Origin of the sequence: Neisseria basseii (genome assembly GCF_962707005.1) — a bacterium.
GTDB classification, from domain to species: domain Bacteria; phylum Pseudomonadota; class Gammaproteobacteria; order Burkholderiales; family Neisseriaceae; genus Neisseria; species Neisseria bergeri.
This window is the reverse complement of record NZ_CAUIXH010000003.1, coordinates 49,558-75,743: the sequence shown is the minus strand read 5'-3', so window position 1 is coordinate 75,743 and position 26,186 is coordinate 49,558. Positions and strand designations below refer to the sequence as shown.

Sequence of the window (26,186 nt, the reverse complement as noted above, 5' to 3'; positions counted from 1 at the left end):
ATGTCCGCAGCTTTCCACCACGGTACAGAAACCAAACGTATCGACGGCGGCACCAACCCGATTTACACCGCCGACGGCGCGATTACCGCCATGGTCGGCACCGCACCGGCCGGTGCGGTCAATACCCTGACCGTATGCGCCGCCGCCCGCGATTTCTTACCATTCGGCAGCAGCCTGACCGGCAAAGGCTTTACCCTGCCCGATGCCGCCAATATCTTTACCCGCTACAAGGCCGGTACCGCCTATGTGGTCAATGTGTGCGACCCAGCCAAGCATAAGAGCAGCGTGGCCGACGAGGCACTGACGGTCGATGCCGACACCCTGACCGCCCGCACCGCCCATCCGGCCCTGCAGGCAGGTTACACCGTGAAAGACGGAGGCAATATCCTGAACGAGGGCAGCGACTACACCGTCACCGATGCCCTGACCGGCGAGATTGTGTTCAAAACCAAACCCACCGCGCCGACCATCAGCTATACCTACATCGACCCGTCCAAAGTAACCGAAGATGAAATCATCGGTGCCTATGTGGCCGCCACCGGCCAACGTACCGGACTGCAGGCGGTGATTGAAGGCTTCAACCGCTTCGGTGCCGATGCCAAAATCATCATCGTGCCCGAGTACGACAAGACCGCCAAATGCCGCGCCGCCATCGAAGTGCTGGCCGAGCAGATTAAGGCCATCGGCTATGCGGCCGCCCCGCAGCAGACCACCCTGAGCAAGGCCATCGAAGGCCGTGGCCCATTGGGCAGTATCAACTTCCAAACCTCCAGCGACCGTATGATGCTGTTCTATCCCTATGTGTTGGGTTTGCTCGGCGTGGAGAGCCTGGCTACCCACGCTGCCGGCCTGCGTATGAAGACCGACGTGGAACAGGGCTACTGGTACAGCTCGTCCAACCGCGACCTGCTGGGCGTGACCGGCATCGAAATGCCGCTGACCGCCCGCGCCGACGACCCGCAGAGCGATACCAACCGTCTCAATGAAAAAGGCATTACCACGGTGTTCAACAGCTACGGTACCGGCTACCGCCTCTGGGGCAACCGCCTAGCCTGCTTCCCGACCGTCAGCCACATCAAAAACTTCGAGGTGGCACAGCGCACTGGCGACGTGATCGACGAATCCATCCACCGCTTCGAATTGCAGTATATCGACCGCCCGATTGACGATGCCCTGATTGACAGCCTGCTCGGCTCCATCCGCACCTATCTGGGCACCCTGCAATCCATCGTCGGCTACAGCGTGGACTTGGATTACGACTACGATTTGGTGGATGCTTTCAGCAAAGGCCAAGTGCCGCTCAAATACGAATACACGCCCAAGCTTCCGGCCGAGCGCATCAGCAATGCCTGTGTGATGACCCGCAAATATCTGGCCAACTTGGTCAGCCAACGATAAGGAAGGAATGAAAGATGTCCGATATCAAAGTGATTTACAACGCCAACGTCTACATCGACGGCAACGACCTGTTGGGAAAGGCCAGCGAGTTCAAACTGCCGGAGTTTGAGTTTGAGCAGGACGAGTACAAAGGACTGGGGCTGAAAGGCACGGTCAAGCTGCCGATGGGCGTGGCCGCACTCGAGGGCGAGATTACCTGGAACAGCTTTTTCCCCGAAGTGGCGCGCAAAGCCGCCAACCCATACAAGGCGGTGCAGCTGATGGTGCGTGCCAACGTGGAGACATACGACACCACAGGCCGTGTGAAGGAAGTGCCGCTGGTAACGATGGTGACCGCTACCTTCAGCAAGAATGCGTTGGGTGGCTACAAGCCGAAAGAAAAAGCGGAGTTCTCCAGCACCTACCAGACCACTGAAATCCGCCAAGTGCTGGACGGGCGCGAAGTACTTTACTACAACGCCCTGCGCAACGAAGTACCGCGTGGACGGCGTGGACGTGGAAGAGACCTACCGGCGCAATATCGGGGCATAGCTTTTTTAAAGCCGTTTAAAAGACCTTTAAGGCGCCCGCAAGCGACAATCCATACATCAAATCCGATGTAGGGATTTTTATTTACCACCGGCGGTTTTGTCAGGCCGTCCCGCCCGGCCAATTTGAAAAAGGATTGCAAAATGGCTCAGAACGAAGCACAAAAATTACAACAAAAAATCGGTGTTACCCAGACCATCCAGCTGGTACAGCCGATTGAGACACCAAACGGCACGGTTACGGAAGTGACCACCCGCCGCGTGCTGGTGAAAGACTACAAGCGGGCAGCCGAGTTGTACCCGAATAGTGCGGCCTTACAGCAGATCCATGTCATGGCCTTGGCTTCCGGTCTGATGCCAGAGGATTTCGAGAATATGGCATGGGAGGATTACAGCAAGCTGCAGACGTTTTGTATTGGGGCAAATTGATTGGGATAGTTACCACCAAGCTGCTGCCGATTTGGCTTGGTGGTTCGGCTTTTCGCCCAAGATGATTGAAGAGATGTCGCCGGATGAGATTTTGATTTGGCAGCAGCAGGCCAACCGGCAGGTTAAAACGAAGTATTCGAAGATGTAGAGCCCGGCTGTTTCCAGTATCGGAACAGCCGGCAGATGCCGGTAATAAGCACGGCAAGAGAGAAGCTGGCGGCGGTAAAGACCACACCGGCAGGCCATGCCAGTATCAGCCCAAAGACGGCAAACCCGAACAACGCCGTCCAGAAGCCGACAGCCGCCCACATGCTGGCAAACAGCCACAGGGAAGCGGTGGCCACCATCAGCCAAAACAGTATGGCGGCCAGTGATAGGGTGAAATTGTTTTTGAAGTCAAGTTCCATAAGTTGATTATTAGCACAGGTAAACCAGTATGGCAAAGGAATTTTTAGTCGGTGTAACCATTGCCGCCGCATTGAAGGCCGGATTTACCACAGTTTTCGGCCGCGCCGAGCGTACCGCCAAATCTCTAGGCTCTGCCATCAAAGAAGCGACCCACGCCAATGATGCGTTTGGTCGCTCTATCCGTCAGCAGCAGAGGCTGATGCCCTCGCGCAACCTGTCCGAACAGAGCCGTGCCTTTGCTGCCATGACAATGCAGATTCATCGTGCCACCCGCGCCCAGAACGACCTGAATAAGGCGATTGCCGGCCAGCGGGCAGCACAACAGCACCGACAGCAGCTGCGTTCCGAAATGGTGGAGACAGCCGGCCATGCGGCGGTTATCGCTGCGCCGGTGGTCGGGTCTATCCGTAAATTTATGGAGCAGGAGGATGCGTCTGCCAATCTGAAAATCTCCATGATGCGACGCGACGGCAGCTTCGGCCGCTTCAACGAAATCGACCGGCTGACCACCGAATGGGGCGCCGCCCTGCCGGGGAATAAAACCGACTTTACCAATATGGCGCTCGGCTTGAAGAGCCAAGGTATTTCGGATGAAACCATCATCAACGGCGGCGGTCTGGCTACTGCCCGGCTGAATACCGTGATGGGCATTCCGATCGCCGACGGCAGCTTTTTTGCCAAAAACATGGAGGCGCACGGTATCAAGGAGTCCGAGCTGCTGCGCTCGGCCGACCTGACCCAACGTGCCTATTTCGCTGCCGGCCTGAGTAAGGAGGACATGTATCAAGCCATGTCCTACTATGCGCCGAAGGTTAATACCCTTGGCCTGACCGGTTTGGAGAATCAGAAACAGATTTATGCAGTAGAAGGGTTGGCTGCTAATAAAGGGCTGGAGGGCTCCAGCTTCGGTACCAACTTCAATATGATGTTGAGCCAGTTGTCCAAAGGGCCGGCCATGATGGAAATGGCCGCCAAGGGCATGCGGACGGGAGTGCGCGACATGGTGGAAAAGTCCGGCGCTCATTTCGACTTCTTCAACAAAGACGGCAGCATGAAATCGCTGCGTGAGATTACCGGCACGCTGGAATCTGAGTTCGGCAAAGTCCGCGCCCGCTTCGGCGACAAAGGCGTGATGGATGTGGCCGATGCCCTGTTCGGACAAGAGGGCGGACGCGTGGCCTCCATCCTCGGCCAGGCCGGTTTGGGCGGCTTCGACGCCATGATTACCAAGATGGATCAGCAGGCATCCTTAGAAGACCGGATCAAAGTAAAAACTGGCACCCTGTCAGGCGCAATAGAGGCACTGGGCGGGATGGCCGAAAATGCCGCCGCCAAGTTTGGCGAAGTATTCGCACCTGATTTGAAACGGTTTGCTGCCTTCGGCCAAAACGTGATTGAGCAATATGCCATGCCGTTTATCAGCAGGCATAAAGAGGCCATTAAAGTAGTTGCCGGTTTGGCGGTAGGCTTGATTGGGCTCAAGCTGATCTTCCTCGGACTTGCTTATGCCGGTTCTTTGATTGCCATGCCTTTCCGTTCAATGTGGACGGGATTTCAGAAAATCCGCTCCATGCGCAATATGTGGCGGCTGTTCCGCATGAGCGGAGTATCGCGCGGTGTGAGCCTGCTGCGCACCTTCGGCATATCCGCCCAATGGGCGACCCGTATCGCCGGCGGATTCGGCAGGGTGGCCGCGCCGTTTGCTTCGGTATTCGGCCGTATAGGCCAAGGTGCCGGCGTATTCGGCAAACTGAATGTGGCATTGGGCTTGGTGCGGCAGGGCTTTATGTTTTTTGCCCGTTCGCTGCTGACCACGCCGATTGGCTGGGCGATTATGGCCATCGCCTTGGCGGCCGTGCTGATTTACAAATACTGGAATCCGATCAAGGCGTTTTTTGCCGGCGTGATTGACGGCATTACGAAAGGGCTGGAGCCGGTCAAACCGACCTTAATCGCACTTGGCGAGGCGTTCAGCGGTATTTGGGCAGCAGTGCGGCCATTCGTGCAGCCGATTATCTATTGGTTTGGCGAGCTGTTCAGCGTCAATCAGGTGGCCGAAGGCAGCACCCGCAGTTTCGGTGAGACCTTCGGTTTGGTTATCGGCGGCATCCTGAGTTCGGTGGTGCAAACCGGCGCCATGATTTTGGACGCTTGGTGCATGATTTTTGACGGCATTTCCTCGCTGGTCGGCTCTGCTTGGACGGAAATCAAAACCGCCTTTGACGGCGGCCTGCTCGGCATCCTCGGCCTGATTCTCAACTGGTCGCCCATTGACGCGTTCTATTCGGCCTTTGCGGCCGTTCTCTCGTGGTTCGGCATCGACTTGCCGGCCAAGTTTACCGAGTTCGGCAGCAACATTATCCAAGGGTTATGGAATGGGCTAATCGCCAAATTCGGAGCGGTTAAGGGCTGGTTTGCCGAGAAGGCGGCGTGGTTTAAAAATGCCTTTGCCCAAAGCAACCAGATCCGATCGCCAAGCCGCGTGTTCCGCCGTTTTGGTGGCTGGATGATGGAAGGCCTGCAAATCGGCATCAATCAGGATGCACCGCGCCCGCTCAACGCCATCGGCGGCGTAGCTTCGGATTTATAACAGCGTTTTAGCGATAACACTTCCTCGTTGGCCGCTTCAATGGCCGCCAACAGTGCCGAACTCTCTGCTACACGGCAGGGCACGGCTGCGGCAGGCGGCATCACGGTACATTTCAGCCCGACCATCAATGTACCCGGCGGCGATGCGGGGCAAATTCAGGCAGCTATGCAGATGGGCTATCGCGAGTTCGAGCAGATGTTTAGGCGCATGATGGAAGATTGGGACAGGAGGTCTTATGTACGCAATGCTGGGTGACGTGCGCTTCGAGCTGTTGGGCAGCTTTACCGATTTGGAGGAGACCCACAGCACCAGCTATGCCAAATACGAGGTGTTGGCCGGGCGGCCGCGCCTGCAGGCGATGGGCAACGAGCTGACGCAGATACGCTTCGGGTTGAAATTGCATTGGAAGCTGGGCGATGTGGACGCGGCCTACAAGGGCTTGATTGCGGCCAAGGAGGCACAGCAGGCGGTGTCGCTGGTTTTCGGGAGCGGCAGGTTTGTCGGTTGGTTTGTAATTGAGTCGCTGACCGCCCGTACCCTGCGGCAGGACGGTCGGGGGCGTACTGCTGCGCGCGAGCTGGATGTAAGCCTGACCGAGTTTGTCGGCGACCCGAACAACCCGCTGCCGACCCCGGGCGTGGCCAACGGCCAAAATCCGCTGCTCTCCATGTTGCCAGAGTCGGTGCGTGCCCCTTTGTCCAAAGTGGCCGATGCGGTGCAGACCGGCGTGCGCATCTACCGCAGTGTGGAACAAGAGGTGGGGCAGCTGCAAACCCTGATTGCCCATGCCCGCGAGCTGAAACACGACCCGCTCGCTTTGCTCGGCGTGGTGGGCGACATGGTCAATCTCGGCGGCACGGCACTGGGTAAGCTGAACAGACTGCCTGAAGTCGGCAAATATATCGGCAACCTGTCCGGTGCGGCCGAAATGCTGGCCTACGGCGGCCAGGCAGCGCGCGAACTCTCCGGCGGTTTGTCCGCACTACGCAACGGTGCGCAAAGCGGCACAGTGGGCGGCTGGCTGGAAGGCGGCGCAGCCGCCATCGCCTCAGCCGCTGACAGCCTGAACAACGGCGCACGCGGTGCGCAAAGCCTGACCGCATGGCTGGCCGGCAGAAAGGACGGGACGAAATGAGCGAATCGGTATTAAGACACCTGACACGCGAGGGCGACCGTTGGGATTTGATTGCCTGGCGATACTACGGCAACCCTTTGGAAATCTCCCGCCTGATTGCCGCCAACCCGCACCTGCCGGCAGCCGAGCAGTTTACCGCCAACCTGACCGTGTTTGTACCGGTCATCCCGGCCAAACCCCAAACCCAAGCCGACATGCCGCTGTGGCTGCGCAGCGATAACGGAGACGACGATGCAGATGCCTAACCTCCATCTGGGTGCCTTGCTTTCAGGTAGCCTGAACAGCACGGCCATCCATCCGGTGACCCTGCCCAAGGTCATCATCAAATACGAGCAAAAGGACATTCCAGCGACATCCAGCCCTACCTGCTCTCCGTCAGCTATACCGACTATCTGGAAGGCCAAAGTGACGAAGTGCAGGTGGAGCTGGAAGACGTGGACGGCCGCTGGCGGCAAAAGTGGTATCCCGAGCAGGGCGACAAAATCAGCCTGGAAATCGGCGACCAGATTAACGGCATGCTCAAGCTGGGCAGCATGGAGCTGGCCGAGATCGAGTACCACCATCCGCCGTCCGTGATTACCCTGAAAGCGCTGTCCACCGGCATCACCAAATCCAACCGTACCCTGCGCGGCCGTGCCTACGAGCACACCACGCTGGCCGACATCGTGCGCCGCATTGCCCGGCGGTTGCACCTGAAGGTAACCGGCACCATCCTGCACATTCCGATCGAATACGTGACCCAGTATCAGGAGCGTGATGTAGAGTTTTTAACCCGCCTGGCCAAAGAGTACGGCCACACCTTCAAAATCGTTGGCCGCCAATTGGTCTTCCAAGCCAACGATGCGCTGGCCGAGCAAAAGCCGGTAGCGGTGTTGCTGCCGGAGGACATCAAAAACTTCAGGCTGCGCGACCTGATTAAGGGCGTACCGCAGGAAGCGGTGGTGAGCGGCTACGATGCCAAACGCAAGACCACGCACCGCACCCGCCGCCGCAGCAAGGCACTGCGCCCGGGCGGCAAGCGCGCCAGCAGCGGCGACACACTCAAAATCGTGGCCAACCGCGGCGAGAGTCAGGCGCAGATCAATGCCCGTGCCGATGCCGCGCTGGCCAATGCGCAGCAAAGCCAAGTGGCAGGTAATTTTTCCATGTTGGGCAACGCCAAGCTGGTGGCCGGGCAGGTGGTACAGCTCAAAGGCTTCGGCAAGTTCAGCGGCAAATATCTTGTGAAACAGGCACGGCACGAAATCCGCCATGGCGGCGGCTTTACCAGCGATTTGGAGGTCAAGATGGTCGAATACGTGCCGGATGAGCCACCACAGGCAACCGCCGCAACTCAACCCAAAAAACAGGCAGCCCAAAATGCGAACCCATGACTTTACCGCCACCCTGCAATTCGGCACCGTGGCGGCGGTGGACGCGGCCAAACACGCGGTGCGCGTAACCGTGCCGACCTTGGATGACATCCAAACCGACTGGCTGCCGGTGGTCAGCCTGGGCGCAGGCGGCAACCAGTTCTATGCGCTGCCCGACCCCGGCGCACTGGCCGTCTGCCTGCTGGACGCACGCGGCGAGGGCGGTGTGTGCCTCGGCGTCATCTACAACGAGCAGGACAGAACGCCCGCCGCCGATGCGAATATGTGGCTGCGGAAATTCAGCAACGGCACCGTCATCAGCCACAACAGAGCCGACGGGCAGGTAACCGTGGACACGCCGGGCAAGGTGGTGGTTAAGGCCGCTTCGAAAGTGGAAATCCAGTCGCCGGAAACGGAGATTACCGGCAATGCCACGGTCAAGGGCATGCTGACCTACACCGCCGGCCTGACCGCCTCCAACGGCGGCGGGGGCGATACCGCCAGCATTGAAGGCACCGTGCGCATCAACGGCGAAATCATCCTCAACGGTATCCCACTCTCCGGCCACGTCCACCCCGGCGACTCCGACGGCACCACCGGCAGCATGCAGGCCGGCTGATTTTTGAAAACGTTTTACAAGACCGCGGACAATCCCCGCAGCACAATCCCCGTATCCCGCCCGATACGGGGATTGTTTTTTAAACCCGTTTAAAAGACCCGCCGCCACCGCACAGGCAGAATAAGCCCATGACTACCCAGACCACCCCGCGCAGCCGCCACTGGCAGCCCGCCCCTCTCGCGAGCGGGCAGGACATTGTGCAAGACCTCGACGACATCAACCAGTGCATCGAAAACATCCTCGCCACCCGCAAGGGCAGCGACGTGCTGCGGCCGGATTTCGGCAGCAATTGGTTCGACTACATCGACTATCCCGAGGATGAGTTCATTCCCAATACCGTGCGCGAGGTCATCCTCGCCATCCAAACATGGGAAAAACGCGCTCTGGTCGAGCAGGTCACGTTTGACGGCCGCGCCCCGCATATCACGATGACCGTGCATTGGCGCGTGGCGGATGAGGTGGCGGGCGAAATCTATCGCACCGATATTGCAATAAAGGCTACCTGAAAATGGATTTGAGCAAGTTAAAACGAGAAGAAGTCAAGATTGTCGACGACGATTTGGCACAGAGCCTAGCCGCCACCATCGCCGACTACGAGCAGCGGGCGGGCAAGGTGTTGCAGCCCGCCCATATCGAACGGCTGCTGATCAACACTTTTGCCTACCGTGAGCACCTGCTGCGCCAGCAGGTCAACGAAGCCTACCGCCAGCAACACCCGCGCTTTGCCACCGGCCTGATGCTGGACTTGTGCGGCGACGATGTGTCCACCCCGCGCCTGCAGGCGCAGCCCGCCCTGACCACCCTGCGCTTTACTGCGGTATTGAGCGGTTTGGAACAAATCGCCTTACCCAAGGGCACGCGGGTCAATGCCGGGCAGACCGGCTTTGTTACCACTGAAGCTGCCCTGCTGACTGCCGCCCAAAGCAGCGCCGAAGTGGCTGCCGAATGCACCGAAACCGGCACAATCGGCAACGGCTGGTCGGTCGGACAAATCAACAGCTTGGCCGAGCGGCTGCATCCGACGATTGAAGTAACCGTGGCCAACACCACCGTTTCCGCCGGCGGGGCGGAAATTGAAGACGACGAAGCCTACCTCGAGCGGGTGTTGCTGGCACCGGAGAGCTTTAGCGTAGCCGGGCCGGTGGGTGCCTACCAATATTGGGCGCGGCAGGCCAGCCCGGCGGTGGTGGACGTATACGTGGCCAACGATACCGACGGCGGCGGCCAGCCTATAGGCGGTCGGGTGGCGGTGACCGTGCTGGCCAAAGACGGCCTGCCCAATGCCGAGCTGATTGGCAAGATTCAGGCTGCCTTATCGGCCGAGAAACGTCGCCCGCTGTGCGATATGGTGGTGGTCAAAGCCCCGACCGCCGTTGATTACACACTGGATGCCGAGCTGACCTTATTTACCGGCACCGATGCCCGTACCGCCAAAGCGGCGGCCGAACAGGCATGGGCGGTGTATGAAGCCGTCCGCCGCAGCCGGCTCGGCTTGGACATCGTGCCGCTGGACATTCAGACGGCCTTGAAAGTGGCCGGCGTTTATAACGTGGTGCTGCATAACCTGCCGCTGACCGTGGTCAAACCCGACCAGTGGGCACGCTGCACCAGTACCACCATCCGTATTGCCGCGCAGACGGCGGAGGGTTAGGCGATGGCCAAGCTAACCTACGCTGCCGTCATCGAACGAGACCAACGCGCCCGCGCCTTAGCCGAATTGGGGCTGCGCCTGGACTTGGCCGAATTGCCGCAGCTGATGCCGCGCCTGGTCGATTTAGTCGCGCCCGAACACCTGCCGCTCTTGGCCGAGAGCCGCAGCATTTTGGGTGCCGACGGCTACTGGTTGGCCGAATCCGACGATGCGCGGCGCAAGCTGATTAAAGGCGCGTATCTGTTGCACCGCTACAAAGGCACACCGTGGGCGATTCGTGAAATCGTGCGGCGGCTCGGGTTTGGTGAGGTGCGGATTATCGAAGGGCTGAACGGCCAAACCTACGACGGCAGCATCAACTACAACGGCAGCCATGTTTATGGTGCCAGCAGCTACTGGGCGCACTACCGCATCATCATGAACAGCGTGATTACCAACGACCAGGCCACGCTGTTGCGCAAAACGCTGGCCGCCTTCGCACCGGCACGCTGCCTGTTGGCAGCCTTGGATTATCAGGCCGCCCCCCTGCGTTACAACGGGCGGGCGGCCTACGACGGCAACTTTAACTTTGGAGCAGCTTAAAAAATGGCGAATATCACGGAAGAACTGAACAACCCGCAATGGGCGGAAGGTATCTACCAGCTGGAAACCACCGATCCGGTATTGGGCGGGCCGAACGACATTGCCAACCGGCAGGCCAAGGAACTGGCCGCGCGGACGCAGTATTTGAAGAAGAAGCAGGAGGAGGACAAACCGGGTGCGGCCAGCACCACCAAGGCCGGCATCGTACAACTCTCGTCTGCCACTGACAGCAACAGCGAAGAGCAGGCGGCTACACCGAAGGCGGTGAAGGCGGCTTACGACAAAGCCGTCTCCGCTAAAAAAGCGGCAGACGGAGCCGTCAAAACCACCGCCAACCAAGAAATCGGCGGCGACAAAACCTTTACCGGCCTCACCACCCTGAAAAAAGGCGCGATTGTGGCCGACAGCGTGGGCGACTTTAATGCCAACCAATACCTGCAAATCGGCGCAAACAACGTAAACGCTTATTTTTACAACAAGCGCAGCGGAAAATACCTGTCCATGCGCAACGACGGCGATCTGCGCTATGACGGCAAACGCCTGCTCAATGTCGACGACCTCGCCGGCATGATACCCAGCGGCGCCGTGATGTACTTCGCCGGGCAGACCGCCCCGACCGGCTGGCTCAAAGCCAACGGCGCGGCCGTATCGCGCACCCTCTATGCCGCCCTCTTCCAAGCTGTCGGAACCACCTACGGCGCAGGCGACGGACGCACCACCTTCAATCTGCCCGACCTGCGCGGTGAATTTATACGCGGCTGGGACGACGGACGCGGCATAGATAGCAGGCGGGCACTGGGCAGCGGGCAAAGCGACGCCATTCGTAATATCACGGGCAAATTAGACAGCGGCCAAAACGGCGCACTGCAACTGTTCGACTACATCGAGACGACGGGCGCGTTTGGCGTGGAAAAATCATGGAAACAGTGGACAGCCGAAGGCAACGGCGGAAATGACAATATTCCGCGCGCCATCACATTCGACGCCTCCCGCGTTGTTCCCACGGCCAACGAAAACCGCCCGCGCAACATCGCATTGTTGGCTTGTATCAAAATTTAAGGCCGTCTGAAAGGATAAATCATGAGCGAGAACCAATACCCACCAACCAAGCCCGTCTGCCAGTTGGATGCCGACAACCTCTACCTGCACCAAACCGTGGCCGACCTCGACCCGCTAGCCGCAGACGGCGGCTACCTATTGCCGGCCGGCTGCGTGGACACCCAGCCGCCCGAAACCCGCGCAGGCTTCGCCGCCCGCTGGCTACCCGAAAGGGCCGAATGGCAATACCTGCCCGACCATCGCGGCAAAACCGCCTACCGCACCGACGACGGCGCGGAGGTGCAGGTTGAACAGGTGGGCGAGCTGCCTGACGAACTGACCTTTACCCCGCGTGAAAATGTGCATCAAACATGGGATGCCAAAGCGAAGGCTTGGGTATTGCCTCCGGACGTTGCCGCCCGGCTCAAAGCCGAACAGCAGGATGAGATGTGGGAGCGCATCAAGGCCAAGCGTTACGACAACCTGCGGCATGGGGTTTATATCAAGTCCGTAGGCAAATGGTTTCAAACCGATGACGCCACCCGCCTGCAATATTTGGCACTGGCGCTGGAAAGTGTAACGGGCGGTTTTAAAAAGCCCATCAACTGGAAGACGATGGATAACAGCTTTTTACAGCTAACTCCCGATCTGCTGCGCGAAATCATGCAGACTATGCACGATAACGAACAAGCCGACTTTGCCAATGCCGAAAAACACAAAGCGGCCATGCTCAAAGCCGAAAATCCTCTGGAATATGACTACAGCGGCGGCTGGACGGCCAACTATGAGCAAATTGAAGACGGGGAGACCAACAGATGAGCGAGCGGAAAATTTATCTAGCCCTCTACAAAGGCCATCGCGACGGCAGCGGCTGGCGCGTATGGTGTGCCCGAGCCACCGACTGGCTGACCCGTGCCCTCACACGAGGACAATACAGCCACTGCGAGATTGCGGTGCGCGAGCATCCGCAGGCATCGGTTTATACCTGCTACTCCGCCAGCATCCGCGATAAAGGCGTGCGCCGCAAAGTGATGCCGCTGCCGGCGGCTAAATGGGATTTGATTCCGTTGCCCTCCACCCCGGAGGCACACGAGCAGCTGCAGCGGGTGTGGGCGGCCACCGAGGGGCAGGGCTACGACCTGAGGGGCGCATTGGGCGTCGCCTTCGGGCTGCGGCATAACCGCCGCCGCTGGTTCTGCAGCGAATGGTGTGCGACTGCCCTAGAGCTACCCGACTGCTGGCGCTGGTCGCCCAACGACCTTGCCGCCATCGTGCGCGCCCTATATTAAGGAGGAGGCATGAAAATACCCGCCACAGGGGCGGGTATACGCAATAAGTAAGACGGCGGCGCGGCCGGTGTTTGCCCACCAAACCGCGCCAGCCACGCAGACCAGGCCTGCATGACCCAAGGCCGCCACCTCTAGAGGTGGGCGGATTCTAACATACTGGTAATGTGGGAGCTGCAAAAATGCAATATCGTTGCAAAAACTGTAATAAGCTGTTGGCCAAAGGCGAGGGTAAGCTGGAAATCAAATGCCCGCGCTGCAAAGCGGTCAACCAATTTGGTTCTTTAACAACCCGGAGTGCCTGTGAGCACCAAACTTCAAGGAGCAAGCATCATGGGCAACACCCATCCCGTCAGTCCGCTTAGGGGCTGGCTGGGCGGCAAATACCGCCTGGCCGGTACCATCATTCCGTTAATCCCGTCAGACTATACCTGCTACGCCGAAGTGTTCGGCGGTGCGGCATGGGTTCTGTTCAAAAAGCCGCCATCCAAAGTGGAGGCCATCAACGACATCAACGCTGATGTCATCAACCTATATAGGTGTGTTCAAAACCACCTGCCTGAGCTGCTGCGGCAGGCCGAATACCTGCTGCCCAGCCGCGATGAGTATTGCCGGCTGCAGCATTGCAATCCCACCACTCTGACCGACATCCAGCGTGCGGTGCGCTTCCTCTATCTGCACCGCATGGGTTTCGGCGGCAAGGTGGCCGAGTTCTGCTGTGCCGCCACCAGCACGCGTCCTCCCAAGTTCCGCGCCGACAGGTTGGCCGAAGAGCTGCAACACAGCCACCGACGACTGCAGGGGGTGATGCTGGAGCGGCTCAACTACGATGATTTCATCGCCCGCTACGACAAGCCTGGCACCTTTTTCTACATTGATCCGCCGTATTGGAACTGTGAGACGATGTACGGCAAAGGCATCTTTGCTAAGGCTGACTTCGAACGGCTGGCCGAGCAGCTACGCCACATCAAAGGGCGCTTCCTGCTGTCGATTAACGACGTGCCGGCCATTAGGGAGATCTTCACCGGCTTCCAGTTTAAAGAGGTCAGCCTGCGCTACAGTATCAATAAGGAGGCCACTACCGAGGCTGACGAACTGTTGATTGCCAATTACCCCATCAACACGGAGCAGGCAGAGCCGGCTTGATGTAAAAAATCCCACCAAGTAAGGTGGGATTTGTAACGTTGTTGTATAGGGTGCAATAATATCAGGACTGATTTATCGCGCCGAAGTGGGGATATTTATCGCGCGCGGCTTCAACGGAAATAAGCGGCTTTTCCATTGCAAACGGATGAAATCAAGCAAATACCCAAACACAGTCAAACAAATTTATACGCCCCGTCCCTTCGGAATGATTTGAAAACACAGCCGCCAAAACAAAAATGCCGTCTGAAGACCTTTCAGACGGCATTTTTAACCCGATTGCAAACGGAAAGTCAGAACGCGATATAGCTGTTCGGGTTAACCGGTTTGCCGTTTTGACGCACCTCGAAATGAAGCTGCGTTCTGGAAGCATCGGTATTGCCCATCAAAGCAACCTGCTGACCGCGTTTGACCTGCTGACCTTCGCCGACCAGCAATTTTTGGTTGTGCCCGTACGCGGTCAGGAAAGAGGAATTGTGCTGGATGATGACCAAGTTTCCGTATCCCCTCAAACCTGAACCGGCATAAACCACTTTGCCGTCAGCCGCTGCCAAAACGGGTTGTCCGGCATTACCGGCAATATCGACACCCTTGTTGTTGCCGCCGAAATCGGCAACCACTTTACCTTGGGTCGGACGCTGCCAAATAATGCCGCCGACCGAACGCGTGCCGGAAGGCGAAGCGGCAGGAGATTGCGGGGCGGGCGCGGGGGCGGGAACCGCTTTATTTTCCGCAGCGGGCGCGGCAGGTTGCGGCGCGGACTGCACGGACGGTTGCGCGGCGGGTTTCACAGGGGTTTGTACGGCAACCGGTACGGCAGGCCTGCTTTCTACGGCTGCGGTTTTCGGTGCGGCATATCCTGCCGGTTTGACTTTAACAATCTGACCGATGCTCAACGTATTGTCGGTCATGCCGTTCCACGCACGGAAATCGTCTTGAGAGATATGGTAGCGTTTGGAGATGTTGTACACCGTGTCGCCGCGCACAATAGTATGCGTCGCCGCGTTGATGTCGACGGGTGCGTAAGAAGGAACGTATGTACCCGAAACGGCAGGTGCAGACGGCGGAACATAAGCAGGAGGCGTATAAACCGGCGCAGTTTGCGCGGGCGGCACATACGGCGCATCGTTGGTGGCAGGAGCGGCATTGTACGGCGTTGCGCCATAAGGATTGTAAACCGATGCAGACGGTGCGTCCTGCATACCTGAATTGCCTGCAATGACAGGAGCAGGCTGTTGGGTGGCGCAACCGCCCAACAGAGCGGCAACGGCGGTACAAGCTGCCAAAAGTGTCGTTTGTTTCAACATAAGATAACCTTCATGTTCCGATATATAGCCTGAATGCGGTATATCATAATAAAAATGCGCGTTCTTCTCAAGCGCAAAGCCCGACGGTATTTGATAAAACGGTCAGTCCGTATGCCAAAAGGCCGCCGTTTCCGCCATGTCCGGATAGGCGGTCAGGTCGATTTGCAGCGGAGTTACGGTAATGAAACCTGCGCCGCATTCACCGAAATCTGTTCCCTCTTCCCGATCGGAAACTTCACCGACCGGCCCTATCCAATAAATCTGTTCGCCGCGCGGATTGCGGGACGGGACGATGTTCTGCTCGTGATGCCGTCTGCCCAAACGGGTAATCTTGATTCCCCTGACATCTTCCGGTGCGACAGCAGGAATGTTGACATTCCACAAAACGGGCGCGGACGGCGGTTTTTTAAAAAAATGCGCCAACACCTTCCATACCGCCTGCTCTGCGGTCTGCCAATAGCGTCCGGAACTGTCGTTCAAAGAAAACGCCACAGCAGGCATACCCATCAGATAGGCTTCGGTCGCCGCCGCAACCGTCCCAGAATAAAGCGTGTCGTCCCCCATATTCGCCCCTCTGTTGATGCCTGAAAACACGACATCGGGCTTAAAATCGGGCAGGGCAAACTGACCGACATGGATGCAGTCGGTCGGCGTGCCGTTGACATAGTAGAAGCCGTTTTGCGCCTGTTTCAGCTGCAAAGGACGGTCGAGCGTCAGCGAATTGCTGACTCCGCTCCTGTCGCGTTCGGGCGCGACCACCCTGACGTTGGCAAATTCCGACGCAACCCGCGCCAAAACGGCAATGCCTTCGGAGAGGTAGCCGTCGTCGTTGGAAATCAAAACGTTCATTCCGTATCCCGCCTTATTCTTCGGGCAGCCTGGTAATCCTGACCCGCTCGATACGCTGCCCTTCTTTTTCGACCACTTCAAACCGCCAGCCGTGAAAATCGGCAAAATCGCCGACATCGGGGATGGTTTGCAATTCTTCCATAATCAGCCCGGCAACCGTATGGAAATCGGTATCTTCCTCCTGCTGCGGCAGGTTGAGTTGGGATGCCAGCTCCACATATTCTAACGAACCTTCCACCGTCAGGCTTTCGTCGGGATTTTCTTGAACGGCGGGTTCTTCTTCGCGTTCGAATTCTTCGGGAAAGTCGCCGGCAATGGCTTCCAACAGGTCTTTCATCGTCACCATACCCAATACCGCGCCGAACTCGTCCACCACCAAAGCGTAATCCGCGCTGCTTTGGCGGAAGAGTTCGAGCGCGCCCAAGGCGGTCGTGCCGTCGGGTAGGACGAGTGGCTGGCGCAATGCCGTCTGAATGTCGAGACCGCCCGTTTCCAGCAGTTGGGACAGCAGGTCTTTTTTGTTGATGTAGCCCAAAGGTTCGTCCACGCCCGCCTTTCCGACAACGAGCAGGCGGCTGTAAGGCGTGTTTTGCAGTTGGGCATACTGTTCTTCGCGGCTTTGGGAAATGTCCAGCCGTTCGATGTCGCGGCGTGGGATCATCACCCCCATAATCGGGCGTTCGGCAAGCGTCAGCACGCTGCGTATCATCGATTTTTCGTTTTCTTCAAAATGCGCGTCGTCCCCGGATTCGCCGCCCGCGTCGGCAAGCACGCTTTCGCGTATGCCCATCATGCCCAAGACGTTTTCGGCGGTGCGCTTGCGCCACGAGCTGCCGATGTAGTCGTTTTTGCGGCTGTTGCGCTGCGAAATCTGGTTAAACAGTTCAATTAAAATCGAGAAGCCGATGGCGGCGTAGAGGTAGCCTTTGGGAATGTGGAAATGGAAGGCTTCGGCAATCAGGCTGAAACCGATCATCAACAAAAAACCAAGGCAGAGCATCACGACGGTAGGATGCCTGTCCACAAATTCGGTCAAGAATTTGCTGGCGGAAATCATCACCGCCATCGCAACAACCACCGCACCCATCGCTACGACGATATGGTCAACCATCGCCACCGCAGTAATGACCGAATCAATGGAAAATACGGCATCCAGTATCAGGATTTGTACGACCACGCCCCAAAACGACGCATGTTTTTTCTGGCTGTCGGCAACGGTGAAACGGTTATGCCCTTCAAGGCGTTCATGCAATTCGGTTGTGGCTTTGTACAGCAGGAAAATGCCGCCGGCAAACATAATCATGTCCTTACCGGAAACAGAAAGGCTGCCGACTTGGAACAGAGGCCGGGTCAGCGTGATGATATGTGCCATAAAGGCAAGCATGATGATGCGGATAACGACTGCCAACCCCAGGCCGGTAATCCGTGCGCGATCCCGCTTTGCGGGTTTGACCTTATTTGCCAAAATCGCTACAAATACCAGATTGTCTATCCCAAGGACAACTTCCAAGACCAAAAGTGTGGCAAAACCTATCCAAGTATGCGGTTCTGCCAACCAACTGAAATCCATGATTTTTGTATTCCTTAATGTTCCAACGCAGAAAGGCAGCCTGAAACGTTCAAGCTGCCTGAACAAACTGCATACGCAAAAAACAGCAGACGGAACAGCCGCCTTGCCCGCAGTATTTCATATATACGCATACCTTCCGTAAAAAACGGGACGCACAGTTTAACATCTCATAATGCAACGGCAAAACAAGCCATGCCGTCTGAATCGGATTCAGACGGCATGGGAAGCTACTTGGAAATAAAACCGTCTATCGGCGCATAACCTTGAGCATTTCCCTGCTCATCCATCACCACAATCCAATCTTTCTGCCTGCTGCTGGTAAAAGGCAGGTAATACCAGTCTTTATCTTCAGAAATACCTGCCTGTTTCAAGATATGGGCGACAGTGGTCTTTCTTGCATAAGCCAGTTCTTTCAGAGGTTTCATCGCCTTACGTATCCTCTCCGCCTCTTGGTCGGAATAAGGCAGCCACTGATCCGGACGCATGCTCGGCTCTATGCCCTGCAACGACAACTCCAACGATTTGTTTTGCTCATCCGCATCGGAAGGTTCTTTCAGCGCAACCCGGCGGATGCCGGACAACGACAGGCTCTGCAGTCCTTCCGGCGCCTTGTGCAAATCCTCAACCACCACTTCGGCGGCGGTAACAATATTAATCCTGTCTTTTTCAAAAGCCTCTACCACAGGACGCGCCAAAGAAACGCTGTGCAAACCGTATACCAATGCTGCAAACTGAATCATACCGATCAAAGAGAAATCAACCACGCGCTCTTTGATTTTCTTTTTCGGACTGGCCAATATCAGCGTCAACAGGGGTCCGCATACAATATCGACAGCCACCACCAGCTTATAAAGCGACAGCCCTCCCGTCAGCTCGGCATAAGGATAAGGATACCAAACCTTAAAAACCAATAATGCCGCCAGCCCTGCAACCGATAGGCTGATTAAGAGGTGCCAGCCCGCACTTTTCAAGGCAAACCGCCATCTCGAGACTGTTTTTCCGTTTTCCATCATATCTTATTCAAATCAAAAATAACCGTAAAAACAGGGCGCATTGTACAACAGATAAAGACTGCTTAAAATGCGGCACCGTCTGAAAACCTGCCGTTCAGACGGCATCCTTCACCCGACATCAATGCACAAATACTTCAATTCCAGATATTCGTCCGCACCGTATTTGCTGCCTTCACGTCCCAAACCGCTGCGTTTCACGCCGCCAAACGGTGCTACTTCATTACTGATTAAGCCCGTATTGATGCCGACCATGCCGTATTCCAAGGCTTCGCCGACGCGCCATTGGCGGGAGGTATCAGCCGTATAAAGATAAGCAGCCAAACCGTATTCCGTATCGTTGGCGGCTGCGATGACTTCGGCTTCGGTTTCAAAACGGAACACCGGACACAAAGGCCCGAAGGTTTCCTCGCGAGCTACCGCCATTTGCGCCGTTACGCCGCTTAAGACAGTCGGTTCGAAAAACGTTCCGCCCAATGCGCTGCGTTTGCCGCCGGTCAGGCAGACCGCGCCTTTAGCAAGCGCGTCGGCGATGTGCTGCTCGACTTTTTCCACTGCTTTTTCCTCAATCAGCGGCCCTTGGTTCACGCCTTCATCCAGGCCGTTGCCCAATTTGAGCGCGGCTGCTTTTTCACTTAATTTGCGGCAAAATTCATCGTAAATGCCGGATTGAGCATAAACGCGGTTAGTGCAGACGCAGGTCTGACCGCTGTTGCGGAACTTGCTGACGAGCGCGCCTTCGACGGCTTTGTCCAAATCGGCATCGTCAAACACGATAAACGGCGCATTGCCGCCCAGTTCCAAACTGAGTTTTTTAATGTCTGCCGCACTATCGGCAAAAATTTTCGCGCCGACTTCGGTTGAGCCGGTAAAGCTGATTTTGCGCACAGTCGGGTTCGTAGCAAATTCATGGCTAATTTCCGAAGCACTACCACTGACAACAGGCAACAAATCCTGCGGTACGCCCGCTTCGTAAGCCAGTACAGCCAACGCATACGCACTCAAAGGTGTGAGCGATGCTGGTTTGACTATCATCGCGCAGCCAACCGCCAAAGCAGGCGCGGCCTTGCGCGCAATCATTGCGGACGGGAAATTCCACGGCGTAATCGCGGCGGTAACGCCGACAGGCTGTTTCAACACGACCAGTTTTTGCGACGCTTTCACGCTTGTCAGCACATCGCCGTCAATCCGCCGAGCCTCTTCCGCAAACCAGCGCACAAACGAAGCCGCATAATCAATTTCGCCGCGCGCCTCGGTCAGGCTTTTGCCCTGCTCCATCGTCATCAGGCGCGCCAATGCTTCTTTGTTTTCTTTAATCTGAAAATACCAACGCCACAACACATCGGCCCGCTCCAACGCAGTTTTTGCCGCCCATAATTTTTGTGCGGCCGCCGCCTTTTGAATCAGGTTTTTCAGTTTGTCCGAATCCGTCTTGCGGACAAACGCCAAAGTCTCGCCCGTTGCCGGGTTGCCGACCCCGATGCCGTCTGAAATCGGAGAAAGGGAAATATCGGGATGCTTGATTAATTGGGAATATTCGTTCATTTCGTGTCCTCCGATATGCGGGATAACCGCTTTCAAATGCCGTCAATCTCGCGGACATTATCATCTTCATATTCCAAAACTGCAAACCCTTCCGATGCCGTCTGAAACATCCGGTCGGGCAGCGCAACATCCGGGCGGTGTCTGAATATAGTGTGGGCGCAATCCCTGTCGTTTAAGAAAAATACTTTTTATATAGTGGATTAAATTTAAATCAGGACAAGGCGACGAAGCCGCAGACAGTACAAATAGTACGGCAAGGCGAGGCAACGCCGTACTGGTTTAAATTTAATCCGCTATACAATAGTAATCTTTAGAAAGAAAAGTAATGCAACCCTTTGATGGGGTGCAATATATAAAGAGCAAAGATTGCAGTTGCAACGTGTGGTAGAGTATGCCAAAAATTGAAACATTAAAGTCAAAATTACGGAGATAAAATAATGATTTTTAAACAGGATCAAAATTATTGGGCAGTTTTTTATGCTAATGAAGAAACTCTGATTGTTCAAACATGTTCAGGTTTGGGGTTAACGGCAATAGACCACCTATATCCCCCCCATATCCTGCCATTGGATACCGACAATGAAACTTTAGGCACGGCGGTCTTGCAAGCGTTGGCAAACAGCAGGACGTTAGACAACGAAGCTGAACGTATTGATTTTTTAAAACAGGAAAATTTTAAACCACGCTATGAGGATTGGGTTGCCAAGCTATGCGGGAACTTGGGCTATAAAACCAGACGCGCCCTATTTAAAAACATGATGAGCGTGGATATTTGGCTGCACAACGGCTGCCTGAAAATCAGCCCGAGCCGCCATGTCAAGCTGGAAGCGTGGGATGCCATTGATGCAGACGATGTCATTTTATCATTGGATAACAGCCCTGAAGAAATCGGAGCAGGTTTAAGGTTAGCATTGAGCCGCTGCCGATAATATTTGATAAAAGGCCGTCTGAAAGCCGGAAAAATGTTTCAGACGATCTTTTTTATCACACTCAAAGCCCGCGTGCGTACCGCACACACCTTACCTACATAGGTTTAATGCGGGCTACGACTTGCTGAAGATAAAGTTATTAAGGAATTTGGCAAATATGGAAAAGATTGAGAAATTTAAATCTGAATTATTGGATAACATTTTTGAGTACATTCAATGCATATCTATTTTTGTCTATAAGAAAAAGATATATTACTTGATTGATTATAAGGAAAATTTTGAATTAAACGCAAAAATATCTTTTGATATTTATCTAAGAGAAGGAATTATAACAAAAGAACAATATAATTATGATTATAAAAATTACCGTAATGGTATCTGGCAGTTAACTAAGGATAATTTTGAAAGCTATCTTCAATCAGATTCAGTCATTGTATTAAAAAAAGATGAATTGAAGGAACTGATGTTTCAGGGATTTACTTCTGATGAAGCGGTAAGGTTATATTCCGTTGTCGAGAACAAGCTGTCGTACAATGATCCTATCTCAGACTCCGGCCGGCAAAGTGATTTCTTAAAAATCAATCAGATTTCTTCGAGGCTGCCTTTGTTCTATATCAATTTTGATACGGAAGTGTACTTACATATGGATTGGGACAGATGTCATGAAGATTATGTCTATGATGGCTGGTTTTCAAAAGCGATGGATTTTGGGTATTTAATACCGGACGAATTTTGTTATTGGAAAATTGAAGGACGGGATTATTGGAAATTTATGCAAATATAAAGATAAGCAAACCATAGCTTGTATGAATTCAAAAGGCCGTCTGAAAAACAGCTTCGACAAAGACGCGGTTGCCAAAGAGATCAACCTGCAAAGGGAAGTAACGCAGGAGTTTGGTAAAAACGCCACCCAAGCCACAGCGGCCGTTGCAGACAAACTCGGCAAAACCCGAAGTTACGAACGGTATCAGGAAGCCCGAACCCTGCCGGAGGCCGAACTGCAAAACAAATCCGACACAAAAACCGTCCGATGCTCAAATTCGGTGGTATAATTTTTCTTAATAAAATTAATACATTCTTTTAATTTTTCTGTAAAAATTTTTGTTGATATCACAGAAACAATTTCATCAGTTAGCAAGCTATCTATTTGTACTATGTCGCCATTAATAATGACCCCAAAATTTTCTCTATATTGATAAATTTCTTCTTGTGATGATGCATTTCCTTGTATTTCTTTTAATAAAGATTCTGACATTTTTAATAAATGCAAAACTCCTACTCCACCATCATCCATTAAAAAACTACCTAGCCAAGCTAAATTATCATTAGTTTCAAAAACACCAAACCTATCATTACTTCCATCTTTGAAAAAATCTTTAGTAAATATTAAACTCATACTTATTCCTTATTAATTTACATTTTAGGATAAACAGTAATATTTGGTTCTAAATAACCTTCAACTTTTACACCACTTGGTGTAATGCCTTTCCATATTCGAGTAGGTTTTCCACCGCGCAATTCTATACTAATTGTTTTATTTGCAAATGCATATTCAACTTCATTTTTGATGCGAGCACCATCCCAAAAATCCGGACGGCGGTTCAAACAGGCTGCCCCGTTTAACGGGCGCGGCAGGAAGTTTCGACCGAATTGCCGTAGGCATCGGTAAAGCCGAAAAAGGCTTCGCCGCCTTTCTGGTGCCACTCGGTTCCGTTTCCGAACAAACCGTGTTCGGCCGTATAGCGTTCGCCGGATGCGGCAACGTCGGAAGAGAGGACGGCACGCCTGCCGTCCAGCCGCAACGCGACTTTGCCGCCGTCCAAACGGCGGACGCGCACAGACAAACCGTTCTCGCATGAAAACGCCCGAAAATCGTCCGGGCCGGCTTGGTTTTGAACAGGCGGCATATACCCGCGTCCGCCGTCATCATACGCCTCCGGCACGGCACAGGCCGCCAGAGACAAAACTGGTACGGTCAGCGCGAAAAACCTGATATTCATAAAAGTTCCCCAATAAAAAGAAAATATGTTTCAACACACAGGGCGACACATTAAAGCACCGCCCTATGTGCCGTCCTGATTTGGAAGGGGTTGCGCCCCTCCCAAATAAAGTCTGATTCTACTGCCCCAAAGGGCGGAGGTTCAACTGAAAAGGAAACACGATGAATCGATAATCCGGATTGCGCGCCCCTTCTTTACCCGTCTTCCGACACCGCCTTTTGCCTGATGATGCCGTCTGAACCTGCCTGCCCGCCCGGAGGAATGTAAATTTTTTCCAAATTCCAAGTAAAAACCGCTATCAGTGTGCTAATTTGCGTTAAAATCCTATTCGGCGTTTAACGTTTTGTGCGCCCGCATCCCTGCACTGTTTGATGCGGGCATAAGGCACAAATCCCGACAAGCGCACTGTTTCATACTTCGTCAATCATTCAGACTCCGGTTTGTGCCCGTGCCGGCAGGCGGTCGGCCGTTTCCCGCCGTTCAGGCATATTCCGACAGTGTGAGATAAGGATTTATTCGATGAAATCACTCAAAACCTTCCTCATTTGGGGCATAGTGGTACTGGTCGGCTTAGCATCCTTTACCACTCTGGCTCTCAGCCGAGGCGAACAGGTCAGCGCGGTATGGATGGTTACCGCCGCCATATCCGTTTACTGCATCGCCTACCGTTTTTACAGCCTCTACATCGCCAACCGCGTAATGCGGCTCGATCCTAACCGCCTGACTCCGGCAGAACGCCACAACGACGGCTTGGACTACGTTCCGACACACAAAGGCGTATTGTTCGGACACCACTTTGCCGCGATTGCGGGCGCAGGCCCCTTGGTCGGCCCCGTACTGGCTGCGCAAATGGGTTATCTGCCGGGCACGCTGTGGATTATCTTCGGCGTAGTGTTCGCCGGTGCAGTACAAGACATGATGGTCTTGTTCGTCTCCATGCGCCGCGACGGTAAGTCTTTGGGTGATATCGTCAAACAAGAACTCGGCACCGTGCCGGGTGTGATTGCGTCCATCGGTATTTTGATGATTATGGTCATCATCATGGCGGTGTTGGCGCTGATTGTGGTGAAAGCACTGGTTCACAGCCCTTGGGGTACGTTTACCATTGCAGCAACTATGCCGATTGCCCTGTTTATGGGTATCTACACGCGCTATATCCGTCCGGGCAAAATCGGCGAGATTTCCATCGTCGGCTTTATTTTGCTGATGCTGGCGGTAATTTACGGCGAAGATGTGGCGAAAAGTTCCATCGGGCATTGGTTCGACCTTGACGGCATCCAGCTCACCTGGGCGATTATGATTTACGGCTTTGTCGCCTCCGTATTGCCCGTATGGTTGCTGCTCACTCCGCGCGACTATCTCTCCACCTTCCTAAAAATCGGTACGATTGCGGCCTTGGCTTTGGGTATCGTCATCGTCAATCCCGCTTTGCAAATGCCTGCCGTAACCCACTTTATCGACGGTTCGGGTCCGGTATTCTCAGGCGCATTGTTCCCATTCTTGTTCATTACCATCGCCTGCGGTGCGGTTTCGGGCTTCCACGCGCTGATTTCTTCCGGCACTACGCCGAAAATGCTGGAAAACGAAACCCACGTCCGCATGATCGGTTACGGCGGTATGTTGATGGAAAGTTTCGTAGCCATTATGGCACTTGCCGCCGCCGCATCGCTCGATCCCGGCGTGTACTTCGCCATGAACAGCCCAGCCGCCCTGATCGGTACGGATGCCAATACCGCCGCCGAAGTGATTACCACCAAGCTGCAATTCCCTGTCGATGCCGCAACCCTGTTGCACACCGCTAAAGAAGTCGGCGAAAACACCATCCTTTCCCGTGCAGGCGGTGCACCTACCCTCGCAGTCGGTATGGCGCACATCATGAGCCGCCTGATTCCGGGCGAAGCCATGATGGCATTCTGGTATCACTTTGCCCTGTTGTTTGAAGCCTTGTTCATCCTGACCGCCGTCGATGCCGGTACGCGCGTCGCACGCTTCATGATTCAAGACTTGGGCAGCATCTTCTACAAACCTTTCGGCAACACCGACTCCATCCCCGCCAACCTGATTGCGACCTTCTTCGCCGTGGCATTGTGGGGCTACTTCCTCTACACCGGCGTAACCGACCCGCTGGGCGGCATCAACTCGCTCTGGCCTTTGTTCGGCATCGCCAACCAAATGCTGGCGGGTGTAGCCTTGATTATGTGCGCCGTTGTGTTGATTAAGATGAAACGCGATCGTTATGTCTGGGTGGCACTCGTTCCCGCCGTCGGCGTACTGTTTGTAACCTGTTACGCCGGTCTGCAAAAACTGTTCCACAGCGACCCGCGCGTCAGCTTCCTTGCCCACGCCGGCAAATACAGCGACGCATTGGCTAAAAACGAAGTCCTTGCGCCCGCCAAAGACATCGGCGAAATGGCGCAAATCATCTTCAACGACAAGATTAATGCCGGTCTGACCATCCTCTTCTTGTCGGTTGTCGTGATTGTCGCCGCGTACGGTTTGCGTACCGCCCTCAAAGCACGCAAAGTCGGCTGGCCGACTGCCAAAGAAATCCCGGCGGTGTACCGCGACGGCAAACAGCCGGAGACACAAAGTGAAGCATAAGCTCGAGTCTTGGTGGAAAACCATCAAGCTGACAGCAAACTTGATGGCAGGCGTGCCCGATTATGAAAACTACGTTGCACAGCAGCGCAAACATAATCCCAACGCCCCCGTGATGACCAAGCTGCAATTTCAAGACTATTGCCGCAAACGCCGCTGCGGCGCAAACGGCGGACGCTGCTGTTAAGCCTGCTTGAAACAAATGCCGTCTGAACGCCGC

General features: G+C 55.0%; 30 protein-coding genes and 3 pseudogenes. 24 read left to right on the top strand and 9 right to left on the bottom strand.

The features are described 5' to 3' along the window. The 4 genes and pseudogenes from Q9I99_RS02430 (at nt 1) to Q9I99_RS02415 (ending at nt 2,502) form a co-directional block, all read left to right on the top strand. Entirely contained in the window at nt 1-1,398 is a 1,398-nt protein-coding gene (locus Q9I99_RS02430; protein ID WP_301668131.1) for a phage tail sheath family protein, read from the top strand. 14 nt (nt 1,399-1,412) lie between these two features. Continuing rightward, a pseudogene (locus Q9I99_RS02425) lies at nt 1,413-1,929 on the top strand (phage major tail tube protein). Between the two features lie 140 nt (nt 1,930-2,069). After that, complete coding sequence (locus tag Q9I99_RS02420; protein ID WP_067524688.1) at nt 2,070-2,354, top strand: phage tail assembly protein; 285 nt, start codon at nt 2,070-2,072, stop codon at nt 2,352-2,354. Nucleotides 2,355-2,415: 61 nt separating this feature from the next. After that, on the top strand, nt 2,416-2,502 hold the full coding sequence (locus Q9I99_RS02415) for a hypothetical protein (protein WP_083296803.1): 87 nt from the start codon (nt 2,416-2,418) through the stop codon (nt 2,500-2,502). Here the strand turns inward: Q9I99_RS02415 and Q9I99_RS02410 are convergent. Then, a complete protein-coding gene (locus Q9I99_RS02410; protein WP_301668130.1) occupies nt 2,477-2,761 on the bottom strand; it encodes a hypothetical protein in 285 nt (94 codons plus the stop codon). The genes Q9I99_RS02415 and Q9I99_RS02410 overlap by 26 nt on opposite strands. 29 nt (nt 2,762-2,790) lie before the next feature. Here Q9I99_RS02410 and Q9I99_RS02405 point away from each other — a divergent pair, with 29 nt between their 5' ends. The 14 genes from Q9I99_RS02405 (at nt 2,791) to Q9I99_RS02340 (ending at nt 14,161) form a co-directional block, all read left to right on the top strand. Beyond that, nucleotides 2,791-5,352 carry a phage tail tape measure protein gene (locus tag Q9I99_RS02405; protein ID WP_301668129.1) on the top strand — a complete coding sequence of 854 codons (2,562 nt, stop codon included), beginning with the start codon at nt 2,791-2,793 and terminating at the stop codon, nt 5,350-5,352. 39 nt (nt 5,353-5,391) lie between these two features. Continuing rightward, on the top strand, nt 5,392-5,607 hold the full coding sequence (locus tag Q9I99_RS02400; protein WP_301668128.1) for a hypothetical protein: 216 nt from the start codon (nt 5,392-5,394) through the stop codon (nt 5,605-5,607). Next, on the top strand, nt 5,588-6,487 hold the full coding sequence (locus Q9I99_RS02395; RefSeq protein WP_301668127.1) for a phage tail protein: 900 nt from the start codon (nt 5,588-5,590) through the stop codon (nt 6,485-6,487). Before Q9I99_RS02400 ends, Q9I99_RS02395 begins: the two co-directional genes overlap by 20 nt. Next, the gene (locus Q9I99_RS02390) at nt 6,484-6,732 is read left to right on the top strand and encodes a tail protein X (RefSeq protein ID WP_301668126.1); all 249 of its coding nucleotides are present in this window, start codon (nt 6,484-6,486) and stop codon (nt 6,730-6,732) included. Before Q9I99_RS02395 ends, Q9I99_RS02390 begins: the two co-directional genes overlap by 4 nt. A gap of 174 nt (nt 6,733-6,906) precedes the next feature. Beyond that, nucleotides 6,907-7,860 carry a phage late control D family protein gene (locus tag Q9I99_RS02385; protein WP_308447950.1) on the top strand — a complete coding sequence of 318 codons (954 nt, stop codon included), beginning with the start codon at nt 6,907-6,909 and terminating at the stop codon, nt 7,858-7,860. After that, the gene (locus Q9I99_RS02380; protein WP_301668125.1) at nt 7,847-8,458 is read left to right on the top strand and encodes a phage baseplate assembly protein V; all 612 of its coding nucleotides are present in this window, start codon (nt 7,847-7,849) and stop codon (nt 8,456-8,458) included. The genes Q9I99_RS02385 and Q9I99_RS02380 overlap by 14 nt, the downstream gene beginning before the upstream one ends. 128 nt (nt 8,459-8,586) lie before the next feature. Next, the gene (locus Q9I99_RS02375) at nt 8,587-8,964 is read left to right on the top strand and encodes a GPW/gp25 family protein (protein ID WP_301668124.1); all 378 of its coding nucleotides are present in this window, start codon (nt 8,587-8,589) and stop codon (nt 8,962-8,964) included. Nucleotides 8,965-8,966: 2 nt separating this feature from the next. Beyond that, nucleotides 8,967-10,109 (top strand): baseplate assembly protein, encoded by a 1,143-nt coding sequence (locus tag Q9I99_RS02370; RefSeq protein ID WP_301668123.1) that lies wholly within the window; start codon nt 8,967-8,969, stop codon nt 10,107-10,109. A 3-nt stretch (nt 10,110-10,112) separates the two neighbouring features. Further along, nucleotides 10,113-10,691 (top strand): phage tail protein, encoded by a 579-nt coding sequence (locus Q9I99_RS02365; protein ID WP_301668122.1) that lies wholly within the window; start codon nt 10,113-10,115, stop codon nt 10,689-10,691. Nucleotides 10,692-10,694: 3 nt separating this feature from the next. Further along, nucleotides 10,695-11,750, top strand: coding sequence for a phage tail protein (locus Q9I99_RS02360; RefSeq protein ID WP_301668121.1), 1,056 nt, complete (start codon nt 10,695-10,697; stop codon nt 11,748-11,750). Nucleotides 11,751-11,771: 21 nt separating this feature from the next. After that, entirely contained in the window at nt 11,772-12,548 is a 777-nt protein-coding gene (locus tag Q9I99_RS02355; protein WP_301668120.1) for a DUF4376 domain-containing protein, read from the top strand. After that, nucleotides 12,545-13,018, top strand: a complete 474-nt coding sequence (locus tag Q9I99_RS02350) for a hypothetical protein (RefSeq protein ID WP_301668119.1) — start codon at nt 12,545-12,547, stop codon at nt 13,016-13,018. Before Q9I99_RS02355 ends, Q9I99_RS02350 begins: the two co-directional genes overlap by 4 nt. Nucleotides 13,019-13,197: 179 nt before the next feature. Beyond that, a complete protein-coding gene (locus tag Q9I99_RS02345) occupies nt 13,198-13,380 on the top strand; it encodes a Com family DNA-binding transcriptional regulator (protein WP_301668118.1) in 183 nt (60 codons plus the stop codon). Beyond that, a complete protein-coding gene (locus tag Q9I99_RS02340) occupies nt 13,349-14,161 on the top strand; it encodes a DNA adenine methylase (protein ID WP_301668117.1) in 813 nt (270 codons plus the stop codon). The genes Q9I99_RS02345 and Q9I99_RS02340 overlap by 32 nt, the downstream gene beginning before the upstream one ends. A gap of 290 nt (nt 14,162-14,451) precedes the next feature. On the opposite strand, the gene Q9I99_RS02335 is transcribed toward Q9I99_RS02340, so the two are convergent. From Q9I99_RS02335 to Q9I99_RS02315, 5 genes are all read right to left on the bottom strand, one after another. Then, nucleotides 14,452-15,465, bottom strand: coding sequence for a peptidoglycan DD-metalloendopeptidase family protein (locus Q9I99_RS02335; protein ID WP_301668116.1), 1,014 nt, complete (start codon nt 15,463-15,465; stop codon nt 14,452-14,454). A gap of 102 nt (nt 15,466-15,567) precedes the next feature. Continuing rightward, on the bottom strand, nt 15,568-16,314 hold the full coding sequence (surE, locus tag Q9I99_RS02330) for a 5'/3'-nucleotidase SurE (protein WP_301668115.1): 747 nt from the start codon (nt 16,312-16,314) through the stop codon (nt 15,568-15,570). A 13-nt stretch (nt 16,315-16,327) separates the two neighbouring features. After that, complete coding sequence (locus tag Q9I99_RS02325; RefSeq protein ID WP_301668114.1) at nt 16,328-17,884, bottom strand: TerC family protein; 1,557 nt, start codon at nt 17,882-17,884, stop codon at nt 16,328-16,330. A gap of 227 nt (nt 17,885-18,111) precedes the next feature. Next, on the bottom strand, nt 18,112-18,897 hold the full coding sequence (locus tag Q9I99_RS02320) for a fimb protein (RefSeq protein WP_301668113.1): 786 nt from the start codon (nt 18,895-18,897) through the stop codon (nt 18,112-18,114). 108 nt (nt 18,898-19,005) lie between these two features. Further along, the gene (locus tag Q9I99_RS02315; RefSeq protein WP_301668112.1) at nt 19,006-20,439 is read right to left on the bottom strand and encodes an NAD-dependent succinate-semialdehyde dehydrogenase; all 1,434 of its coding nucleotides are present in this window, start codon (nt 20,437-20,439) and stop codon (nt 19,006-19,008) included. A gap of 191 nt (nt 20,440-20,630) precedes the next feature. Here Q9I99_RS02315 and Q9I99_RS02310 point away from each other — a divergent pair. The 4 genes and pseudogenes from Q9I99_RS02310 to Q9I99_RS11535 all read left to right on the top strand — a co-directional run. After that, nucleotides 20,631-20,738: pseudogene (locus Q9I99_RS02310) on the top strand (IS5/IS1182 family transposase); the annotation flags it as partial. A gap of 138 nt (nt 20,739-20,876) precedes the next feature. Continuing rightward, complete coding sequence (locus tag Q9I99_RS02305; RefSeq protein ID WP_301668111.1) at nt 20,877-21,368, top strand: contact-dependent growth inhibition system immunity protein; 492 nt, start codon at nt 20,877-20,879, stop codon at nt 21,366-21,368. A 157-nt stretch (nt 21,369-21,525) separates the two neighbouring features. Further along, the gene (locus Q9I99_RS02300; RefSeq protein WP_301668110.1) at nt 21,526-22,152 is read left to right on the top strand and encodes a hypothetical protein; all 627 of its coding nucleotides are present in this window, start codon (nt 21,526-21,528) and stop codon (nt 22,150-22,152) included. A gap of 34 nt (nt 22,153-22,186) precedes the next feature. Continuing rightward, nucleotides 22,187-22,375: pseudogene (locus Q9I99_RS11535) on the top strand (hemagglutinin repeat-containing protein); the annotation flags it as partial. Here the strand turns inward: Q9I99_RS11535 and Q9I99_RS02295 are convergent. The 3 genes from Q9I99_RS02295 to Q9I99_RS02285 are packed head-to-tail and all read right to left on the bottom strand — an operon-like array spanning nt 22,336 to nt 23,368. After that, a complete protein-coding gene (locus tag Q9I99_RS02295; RefSeq protein ID WP_301668109.1) occupies nt 22,336-22,764 on the bottom strand; it encodes a hypothetical protein in 429 nt (142 codons plus the stop codon). The pseudogene Q9I99_RS11535 and the gene Q9I99_RS02295 overlap by 40 nt on opposite strands. A gap of 17 nt (nt 22,765-22,781) precedes the next feature. Then, on the bottom strand, nt 22,782-22,973 hold the full coding sequence (locus tag Q9I99_RS02290) for an EndoU domain-containing protein (protein ID WP_301668108.1): 192 nt from the start codon (nt 22,971-22,973) through the stop codon (nt 22,782-22,784). Between the two features lie 14 nt (nt 22,974-22,987). Next, a complete protein-coding gene (locus Q9I99_RS02285) occupies nt 22,988-23,368 on the bottom strand; it encodes an MliC family protein (RefSeq protein WP_301668107.1) in 381 nt (126 codons plus the stop codon). A 519-nt stretch (nt 23,369-23,887) separates the two neighbouring features. On the opposite strand from Q9I99_RS02285, the gene Q9I99_RS02280 reads away from it, so the two are divergent. Together Q9I99_RS02280 and Q9I99_RS02275 are read left to right on the top strand one after the other, a co-directional pair. Further along, entirely contained in the window at nt 23,888-25,969 is a 2,082-nt protein-coding gene (locus Q9I99_RS02280; protein WP_301668106.1) for a carbon starvation CstA family protein, read from the top strand. Continuing rightward, the gene (locus tag Q9I99_RS02275) at nt 25,959-26,153 is read left to right on the top strand and encodes a YbdD/YjiX family protein (protein ID WP_101123609.1); all 195 of its coding nucleotides are present in this window, start codon (nt 25,959-25,961) and stop codon (nt 26,151-26,153) included. The genes Q9I99_RS02280 and Q9I99_RS02275 overlap by 11 nt, the downstream gene beginning before the upstream one ends. Nucleotides 26,154-26,186: the final 33 nt, after the last annotated feature.

Bases quoted from the DNA above. Each gene is read 5' to 3' on its own strand.
- Q9I99_RS02430 (WP_301668131.1), top strand. From the start codon at position 1: ATGTCCGCAGCTTTCCACCACGGTACAGAAACCAAACGTATCGACGGC.
- Q9I99_RS02420 (WP_067524688.1), top strand. From the start codon at position 2,070: ATGGCTCAGAACGAAGCACAAAAATTACAACAAAAAATCGGTGTTACC.
- Q9I99_RS02415 (WP_083296803.1), top strand. From the start codon at position 2,416: ATGATTGAAGAGATGTCGCCGGATGAGATTTTGATTTGGCAGCAGCAG.
- Q9I99_RS02410 (WP_301668130.1), bottom strand. From the start codon at position 2,761: ATGGAACTTGACTTCAAAAACAATTTCACCCTATCACTGGCCGCCATA.
- Q9I99_RS02405 (WP_301668129.1), top strand. From the start codon at position 2,791: ATGGCAAAGGAATTTTTAGTCGGTGTAACCATTGCCGCCGCATTGAAG.
- Q9I99_RS02400 (WP_301668128.1), top strand. From the start codon at position 5,392: ATGGCCGCCAACAGTGCCGAACTCTCTGCTACACGGCAGGGCACGGCT.
- Q9I99_RS02395 (WP_301668127.1), top strand. From the start codon at position 5,588: ATGTACGCAATGCTGGGTGACGTGCGCTTCGAGCTGTTGGGCAGCTTT.
- Q9I99_RS02390 (WP_301668126.1), top strand. From the start codon at position 6,484: ATGAGCGAATCGGTATTAAGACACCTGACACGCGAGGGCGACCGTTGG.
- Q9I99_RS02380 (WP_301668125.1), top strand. From the start codon at position 7,847: ATGCGAACCCATGACTTTACCGCCACCCTGCAATTCGGCACCGTGGCG.
- Q9I99_RS02375 (WP_301668124.1), top strand. From the start codon at position 8,587: ATGACTACCCAGACCACCCCGCGCAGCCGCCACTGGCAGCCCGCCCCT.
- Q9I99_RS02370 (WP_301668123.1), top strand. From the start codon at position 8,967: ATGGATTTGAGCAAGTTAAAACGAGAAGAAGTCAAGATTGTCGACGAC.
- Q9I99_RS02365 (WP_301668122.1), top strand. From the start codon at position 10,113: ATGGCCAAGCTAACCTACGCTGCCGTCATCGAACGAGACCAACGCGCC.
- Q9I99_RS02360 (WP_301668121.1), top strand. From the start codon at position 10,695: ATGGCGAATATCACGGAAGAACTGAACAACCCGCAATGGGCGGAAGGT.
- Q9I99_RS02355 (WP_301668120.1), top strand. From the start codon at position 11,772: ATGAGCGAGAACCAATACCCACCAACCAAGCCCGTCTGCCAGTTGGAT.
- Q9I99_RS02350 (WP_301668119.1), top strand. From the start codon at position 12,545: ATGAGCGAGCGGAAAATTTATCTAGCCCTCTACAAAGGCCATCGCGAC.
- Q9I99_RS02345 (WP_301668118.1), top strand. From the start codon at position 13,198: ATGCAATATCGTTGCAAAAACTGTAATAAGCTGTTGGCCAAAGGCGAG.
- Q9I99_RS02340 (WP_301668117.1), top strand. From the start codon at position 13,349: ATGGGCAACACCCATCCCGTCAGTCCGCTTAGGGGCTGGCTGGGCGGC.
- Q9I99_RS02335 (WP_301668116.1), bottom strand. From the start codon at position 15,465: ATGTTGAAACAAACGACACTTTTGGCAGCTTGTACCGCCGTTGCCGCT.
- surE (WP_301668115.1), bottom strand. From the start codon at position 16,314: ATGAACGTTTTGATTTCCAACGACGACGGCTACCTCTCCGAAGGCATT.
- Q9I99_RS02325 (WP_301668114.1), bottom strand. From the start codon at position 17,884: ATGGATTTCAGTTGGTTGGCAGAACCGCATACTTGGATAGGTTTTGCC.
- Q9I99_RS02320 (WP_301668113.1), bottom strand. From the start codon at position 18,897: ATGATGGAAAACGGAAAAACAGTCTCGAGATGGCGGTTTGCCTTGAAA.
- Q9I99_RS02315 (WP_301668112.1), bottom strand. From the start codon at position 20,439: ATGAACGAATATTCCCAATTAATCAAGCATCCCGATATTTCCCTTTCT.
- Q9I99_RS02305 (WP_301668111.1), top strand. From the start codon at position 20,877: ATGATTTTTAAACAGGATCAAAATTATTGGGCAGTTTTTTATGCTAAT.
- Q9I99_RS02300 (WP_301668110.1), top strand. From the start codon at position 21,526: ATGGAAAAGATTGAGAAATTTAAATCTGAATTATTGGATAACATTTTT.
- Q9I99_RS02295 (WP_301668109.1), bottom strand. From the start codon at position 22,764: ATGAGTTTAATATTTACTAAAGATTTTTTCAAAGATGGAAGTAATGAT.
- Q9I99_RS02285 (WP_301668107.1), bottom strand. From the start codon at position 23,368: ATGAATATCAGGTTTTTCGCGCTGACCGTACCAGTTTTGTCTCTGGCG.
- Q9I99_RS02280 (WP_301668106.1), top strand. From the start codon at position 23,888: ATGAAATCACTCAAAACCTTCCTCATTTGGGGCATAGTGGTACTGGTC.